This is a genomic window from Flavobacterium sp. (assembly GCF_003525665.1).
Lineage (GTDB): Bacteria > Bacteroidota > Bacteroidia > Flavobacteriales > Flavobacteriaceae > Flavobacterium.
This window is the reverse complement of record NZ_DQDX01000141.1, coordinates 1-5219: the sequence shown is the minus strand read 5'-3', so window position 1 is coordinate 5219 and position 5219 is coordinate 1. Positions and strand designations below refer to the sequence as shown.

The 5219-nt window shown below is 32.8% G+C and carries 3 protein-coding genes; all 3 read left to right on the top strand.

Translation table 11 applies throughout. The features are described from left to right. Positions 1–271 precede the first annotated feature (271 nt). The 3 genes from DIU01_RS09960 to DIU01_RS09950 all read left to right on the top strand — a co-directional run bounded on the left by DIU01_RS09960 (position 272) and on the right by DIU01_RS09950 (position 5156). On the top strand, positions 272–715 hold the full coding sequence (locus tag DIU01_RS09960) for a hypothetical protein (protein ID WP_290834009.1): 444 nt from the start codon (positions 272–274) through the stop codon (positions 713–715). Positions 716–855: 140 nt separating this feature from the next. Further along, complete coding sequence (locus DIU01_RS09955; protein ID WP_290834007.1) at positions 856–3345, top strand: PIG-L family deacetylase; 2490 nt, start codon at positions 856–858, stop codon at positions 3343–3345. Positions 3346–3455: 110 nt separating this feature from the next. Continuing rightward, positions 3456–5156, top strand: a complete 1701-nt coding sequence (locus DIU01_RS09950) for a sodium:solute symporter (protein ID WP_290834005.1) — start codon at positions 3456–3458, stop codon at positions 5154–5156. Positions 5157–5219: the final 63 nt, after the last annotated feature.

The following is a 5219-nucleotide window of genomic DNA, read 5'->3' as shown; positions in this document are numbered from 1 at the left end:
CCGAAAAAGCAGCCAAGAAAGCAGCGAAAGACCAAAAGAAATAAATATAATTATTTTATTTTAATGGTTAAATCCTACGAAAATCATTAAAATTAAATTCAAAATCCACAACACAAACACATCATAAAGCACTGATTTAATATACATTAAATCCATACTATTAGAATTGTGTAACAAATTGATTTAATTTCATAACACCATTTTTAGGCTTTAGCACAATCTTTGTCTTAACGTTTAAACTAAATACTAGTAATTAAAAAAAGTAAAGATTATGAAAGCAATAAAATTTCTAATATTAGGATTACTTATAAGTAGTTTTAACATACAAGCGCAAGTTAATGTCAATGTAAATTTAGGAACACCGCCAGTTTGGGCACCAGCCGATAGAGTTGCAGTACAATATTATTATTTACCCGAAATTGATGCCTATTATGATGTTCCAGCAGAACGATTTATTTACATTAGAAATGGTGGTTGGTATCGTTCGGCAGCACTTCCTGCAAGATATAGAGGTTATAATTTAAGAGGTGCAAATGTTGTTTACTTGACAGATTACAGAGGAAATGCTCCTTATGTTTATCACAAAAATCACAAGGTAAAATATAGAAAAAACGCAAAAGTTTACATTGTTAAAGAAGCAAAATACAAAGGAAATAACGGCAATGGGAAAGGTCGCGGAAATGGAAAAGAAAATGGAAAAGGAAGAAAAGACTAATTACTAGTCGATTCTAAATCATAAGAGTAAAGTTTGCTAGCTTTACTCTTTTTTTTGTTAAAGAAATTCCAAATTTTTAGAAAGTAAAACTTCTCGTTAGAATTATTACTACATTTGAAGCTATTGAAAAAATATAGCAAATGCAGAAGATTTTTACTTTTCTAACACTTCTTATCGGATGTACAATTTTAGCACAAAAACCGCAAAAACCTAGTGCTGTCGAATTGTATCATCAAATTGAAAAACTCAATTTTTTAGGTTCTGTGCTCTATGTTGCAGCTCATCCAGACGACGAAAATACCAGACTTATATCGTATTTATCTAACGAAAAAAATGCTAGAACTGGCTATTTATCATTAACTCGTGGCGATGGCGGACAAAATTTAATCGGACCAGAACTTCGTGAATTACTTGGCGTTATTAGAACTCAAGAATTAATTGAAGCTCGAAAAATTGATGGTGGTGAACAATTATTTTCACGCGCCAACGATTTTGGTTTCTCAAAAAATCCTGATGAAACTCTTCAAATTTGGGATAAAAATCAAGTGTTAAGCGATGTAATTTGGGCAATTAGAAAATTCCAACCCGATGTAATTATCAACCGATTTGATCATCGTTCGCCAGGAACAACGCATGGTCATCACACATCATCGGCAATGTTAAGTTTAGAAGCATTTGATAAAACTAACGATGCTTCTGTTTTTCCAGATCAATTAAAATATGCCACAACTTGGCAACCCAAACGTATATTTTTCAATACTTCATGGTGGTTTTATGGAAGCAAAGAAAAATTTGATGCCGCCGATAAAACCAATTTAAGCAAACTTCAAACCGGAGTTTACTACAAGCAATTTGGCAAATCCAATCAAGAAATTGCCGCTTTAAGTAGAAGCTGTCATCAGTCGCAAGGCTTCGGAAATACTGGAACTCGTGGCGAAGAAGACGAATATCTTGAATTCTTAAAAGGCGAAACTTTAAAGGACAAAACCAATTTATTTGAAGGAATTGATACCACTTGGAATCGAGTAAAAAACGGAAAAGAAATCGGAACAATCTTAGAAAATGTCCAAAAGAATTTTGATTTCAAAAATCCATCAGCAAGCATTTCAGAATTGGTAAAAGCTTATGATTTAATACAGAAATTAGACGATAACCATTGGAAAACAATAAAATCAGAAGAAATAGAGAAAATTATTGCAGGCTGTGCAGGTTTGTATCTTGAAGCAGTTGCCGATAACCAAGAAGTTGCTTCAGGAAGTACGGTAAAAGTAAAATTGGAAGCCATCAATAGAAGTAATCAAAAAATGAATTGGAATGCAGTTAATACAGTTCCAAATTCATTTACAACTTTAAGTACAACTGAATTACCAAATAACAAACTAGTAAATAAAACCATTGATTTACAGATAACTGACGAGGTAGATTATACAAATCCGTATTATCTAAAAGAATCTGGAACTGATGGAATGTATGTGGTAAACAACCAAGAAAATATTGGAAAACCAGATGTTATTCGTCAAATAAAAGTCACATTTTTAATTGAAATTGATGGAGTTACAATTCCGTTTGAACGAAATGTTGTTTACAAATACAACGACGATGTAAAAGGTGAAGTCTATCAACCGCTTGATGTTGTGCCAGCTGTAACTTCTTCAATTCAAGAGAAAGTGTATATTTTTCCGAATAATAAAGAGAAAGCAGTTACTGTAAAAATCAAAGCTGGAAAAGATGCTGTTTCTGGAACAATTCAATTAGAAATTCCGCAAAACTGGACCGTTTCACCTACTTCAATTCCGTTTTCAATAGCTAAAAAAGGTGAAGAACAATTGGCAGTTTTTAATGTTACACCATCAAAAGAAGCATCAGAAATTGTTCTAAAAAGTATTATTTCTGTTGACGGAAAAACATTTGATAAAGAAAAAATCGACATCAATTATCCGCATATTTTCAAGCAAATGGTTTTGAAATCTGCCGAAGCAAAAGCGATAAAATTAAACATCAAAACTAAAAGTGAAAAAATCGCTTACGTTATGGGCGCAGGCGATGAAGTTCCGAAGAGTTTGACTCAAATGGGATATGAAGTTACGATACTAAAACCCGAAGAAATTTCTACAGAAAGACTTCAAAATTTTGATGTTGTTATGACTGGAATTCGAGCTTATAACGTAGTTACAACACTCGGATTTAAACAAAATATTCTATTAGATTTCGTGAAAAACGGAAAGACGATGATTGTGCAATACAACACTTTGGACGAATTTGTAACCAAAGACCTTGCTCCTTTTCCAATCAAAATTTCTAGAGATAGAGTTACAGAAGAAAATGCCGAAGTAAGATTTTTAGCGCCAAATCATCCAATTTTAAATTATCCAAACAAAATAACTCAAGACGATTTTAAAGGTTGGAAACAAGAACAAGGTTTGTACTATCCGAATGAATGGGACAAAAATTTTACACCAATAATTTCATCCAATGATAAAGGTGAAAAACCGAAAGATGGTGCCATTTTAGTAGCTAAACACGGAAAAGGACATTATATTTACACTGGAATTAGCTTTTTTAGAGAATTACCAGAAGGCGTTGCTGGAGCTTTTAGACTACTTTCTAACATGATTGCAATTGGAAAATAACATGGAAAAAAACAAACAAAACCGATGGAGCACCAACTATACTTGGCTGCTAATTATGAACGCCATTTACATTGTGATTTTTTTCGCATTAATGCAAATCTTCTCGTAATATGCAACAAATAGACTGGATCATTCTTACGGTAACCTTACTATTCATAGTAATTTATGGCGTTTATAAAACCAAAGGAAGTAAAAACGTAGAAGATTATATTTTAGGAAATAAAGAAACCAATTGGTGGACAGTTGGTCTATCAGTTATGGCAACGCAAGCCAGCGCAATAACATTTTTATCTACGCCAGGACAAGCGTATCACGACGGAATGGGTTTTGTGCAATTCTACTTTGGTTTACCAATTGCCATGGTCGTAATTTGCTTCACATTTATCCCAATTTACAATCGACTTAGAGTTTTTACGGCTTATGAATATCTCGAACAACGATTTGATTTAAAAACGCGTTCATTGGCTTCAATTCTATTTCTATTCCAACGCGGATTAGGAACTGGATTAACCATTTATGCTCCATCAATTATTCTATCGACATTATTAGGTTGGAACTTAACTTTACTAAACGTAATCATAGGAATATTAGTAATTATCTACACATTTTCTGGTGGAACCAAAGCGGTAAACGTAACTCAAAAGCAACAAATGTTCGTAATTATGAGCGGAATGTTCATCACATTTTACCTCATTTTACACATGCTTCCAAACGAAATGACGTTAAGTAATGCAATGCATATCGCTGGTGCAAATGACAAAATGAATATTGTAGATTTTTCGTTTAATCCAGAAACGAGATATACATTTTGGAGCGGAATTGCTGGTGGTTTTTTCTTAAGTCTAGCCTATTTTGGAACCGATCAATCGCAAGTTGGTCGCTATTTATCAGGAAAATCAGATAGAGAAAGTCAGAAAGGATTAATCATGAACGGATTTTTGAAAGTTCCAATGCAGTTCTTTATTTTGCTGATTGGTGTAATGGTTTTTGTGTTTTTTCAATTTAACGATGTGCCACTTAATTTCAATCCAGTAAATAAAGAAGCTATTGAAAAATCGGTTTATGCCGATAAATATCACGGACTAGAAAAACAATTAAAAGATTTAACCGAAGAGAAAAAAGAGTACAATTTATTGTACATGGATCATTTGAATCAGAATTATGATAACCCAATTTTGAGAAGTCGATTGGTTGCCATTTCTGGAAAAGAAAAAGACCTTCGCGATCAAGCCAAAGAGTTAATTTCTAAAGCCGATCCTAAAGCAGAAACCAACGATAAAGATTATGTTTTCCTGTATTTTATTCTAAATTATTTACCAAAAGGTTTAATCGGATTGTTGCTAGCGGTGATTCTTTCGGCTGCAATGTCGTCTTCTGCATCAGGGTTAAATGCCTTAGCATCAACTACAACTATTGACATTTACAAACGCAATAGAAAAAAGGAAGAATCAGAAAAACATTATGTAAATGCAACGAAATTCTTCACTTTGCTTTGGGGAATTATTGCCATATTATTTGCCTGCGTAGGAACTTTATTTGAAAATTTAATTCAGTTAGTAAACATTGTAGGATCAATATTTTACGGAACCGTTTTAGGTATTTTCCTTGTCGGATTTTATATCAAATATGTAAAAGCACAAGCCATTTTTTGGAGTGCAGTTGTAAGTCAATTAACTATTTTTTACATTTATTATTTAGATGTCGTAAGTTTCCTTTGGTTGAATTTTATTGGTGCATTACTAACGGTAATTTTATCAATTCTATCACAATTCTTTTTAGGAAGGACAAAATCATCAGAAATCGAAGCATAAAAAAAACGTCCCAATAATTCGGGACGTTTTTATTTATAATTATGTCTTGTCCTGAAATAGCGA

What these genes read in the sequence shown, in the direction of transcription:
- DIU01_RS09960 (WP_290834009.1), top strand. Translation starts at nt 272, where the DNA reads ATGAAAGCAATAAAATTTCTAATATTAGGATTACTTATAAGTAGTTTT.
- DIU01_RS09955 (WP_290834007.1), top strand. Translation starts at nt 856, where the DNA reads ATGCAGAAGATTTTTACTTTTCTAACACTTCTTATCGGATGTACAATT.
- DIU01_RS09950 (WP_290834005.1), top strand. Translation starts at nt 3,456, where the DNA reads ATGCAACAAATAGACTGGATCATTCTTACGGTAACCTTACTATTCATA.